General features: G+C 45.8%; 2 protein-coding genes. One reads left to right on the plus strand and one right to left on the minus strand.

Annotation, left to right across the window (positions count from 1 at the left end):
• Positions 1-813: hypothetical protein (locus VIP81_RS16665; RefSeq protein ID WP_331963230.1), on the minus strand; the 813-nt coding region annotated here is incomplete at its 3' end.
• A gap of 249 nt (positions 814-1,062) precedes the next feature.
• On the opposite strand from VIP81_RS16665, the gene VIP81_RS16670 reads away from it, so the two are divergent.
• A partial coding sequence (locus VIP81_RS16670; protein WP_331963233.1) for a phosphoglucosamine mutase occupies positions 1,063-2,227 on the plus strand: 1,165 nt, incomplete at its 3' end.

Below are 2,227 nucleotides of genomic sequence, written 5' to 3' on the forward strand. Positions count from 1 at the left end.
ATAGTTCAGGCTATCTGTGTTGGCATTGTCTACTTTCAGGTAGCTGGCAATGGCCGGGTAATATTTTTTGGTGGCTTCTGCGTTGAACGTATCTCCTTTCACGGAGAAGTTGGAAACGAAATACAGGATAGGGTTGAGTCCCAGGCTGGTTACGCCATTATCGCGGGTAAACATGGCCTGGCTCCAGCGTAGTGGGAAATAAGCGATATTTCCATAGATACCGGCGGCAAAGAGCAATACCAGTCCTGTTACATAACCGGTAAATGGCCAGTTGCGCAGGTAGATGAGTGGTTGTGCCGCAAATCTTTTCCAGGTGACCTTTTGCAGGCGATATACGAGGAACATGAATACAAAAATGCCGAGAGCACCTCTTACTACCGGGTAACTCTGCCACACCATGCGGGCATTGTCTGCGCGCTCTCCTTTGGCCAGGAACCGTAATACAGAAGGGTCCAGGCGTTGTCCCAGGTAATCATAATGTCCCAGGTCAAGAATATAAAGAAGGGTGAGCAGCAGGTATATCAGAAAGAAATATATAAAATTGATTCTGCGTATAGGGGTAGACGTAAAGAAGGCATTACGTGTAATCAGTGCTATCAGCAGGATGGGAATCATTAAATAGAGGGCCAGCCTTAGGTCGAAGCGTAATCCCAGGTTCCAGGCTTTCACGATTGCTGCGTGGTCTGTGACGGTAGTTTTGAAGAAGAACAGGTAAAATATAGCCCTGAACATCACCATCAGCAGGAAGAGGTAAAGCGTTTGAACAAACACATAACGAATATACCGGGGTATATTCTTCCACGAGTATTGCATGTAACGTATAGCTGTTTTTTTAAAAGCGTAGCTGCAAATATATCGAAAAAGCGGAAAGGATAAAGGATAAAGCAAAAAGCTATAGCAGCGGAGAGCAGGGGGGATATATTAATTAATAGTAACTTATATCTCCGCTACTATAGCTTTTTGCTTTATCCTTTATCCTTTCTGCTCTCTCGTCATCTATTCATAATTAGGAATTCTGGAATGGATTTTTTTATATTTGCCTTCCTTTAAAAACAGAATCTTGTGGCACTGATCAAATCGATATCCGGCATACGCGGAACCATAGGCGGTAAGCCCGGCGAGGGACTTTCTCCATTAGATGTGGTAAAATTTACAGCGGCTTACGGCACCTGGCTGAGCCGTGAAACAGAAAACCGTAAGGTGGTAATAGGCCGTGATGGTCGTATTTCCGGCGAAATGGTAAAAAACCTGGTGGTATCTACGCTGAACGGGTTGGGCTTTGATGTAGTAGACCTTGGTCTTTCTACCACCCCCACTGTTGAACTGGCGGTTACCATGGAAAACGCTGCGGGCGGTATTATTCTTACTGCCAGCCACAATCCGAAGGAATGGAATGCGCTGAAATTACTGAACAGTAAAGGCGAATTTATTTCCGGAGATGATGGCACACAGCTGCTGGACATTGCAGAACGCGAAGATTTCAATTTCGTGGATGTAAATAAGCTCGGCTCCTATACTGTAGATGATTCTTACCTGCAGAAGCATGTAGACCTGGTGGTGAATTATCCACTGGTAGATGTGCCAGCCATTAAAGCGCGTAACTTCCGCGTGGTGGTAGATGCGGTGAATTCAACCGGTGCTTTATTTGTTCCTCCTTTGTTAAAAGCATTGGGTGTGGAAGAAGTAGAAGTATTGTTTGGGGAAGTGAATGGTAAATTCAGTCACAATCCTGAGCCACTGGCAGAAAACCTGACGGCGCTGTCCAATGAGGTAAATAAAAACAATGCGGACCTGGGCATCGCGGTAGATCCGGACGTGGATCGGCTTTGCTTTGTTTGCGAAGATGGCAGCATGTTCGGGGAGGAATACACGCTGGTAGCGGTAGCGGATTATGTATTGAGCAAAAGAAAAGGAAATACCGTTTCCAATATGTCTTCCACACAGGCCCTGAAAGACATCACGCTGAAGCATGGTGGCCAGTATACGCCGTCTGCCGTAGGTGAAGTGAATGTGGTAAAAAAGATGAAAGATACAAACGCGGTGATCGGCGGAGAGGGCAATGGTGGTATCATTGTTCCAGACCTGCATTATGGCCGTGATGCGCTGATTGGTATTGGTCTTTTCCTGAGCCATCTGGCACATAGCAAAAAGAGCATCAAAGCGCTGCGCAACAGCTATCCTGACTATTTCATCTCTAAAAATAAAATAGAGCTGGATAAAGGGGTAG

Source organism: Chitinophaga sp. (assembly GCF_036566945.1).
GTDB lineage: Bacteria > Bacteroidota > Bacteroidia > Chitinophagales > Chitinophagaceae > Chitinophaga.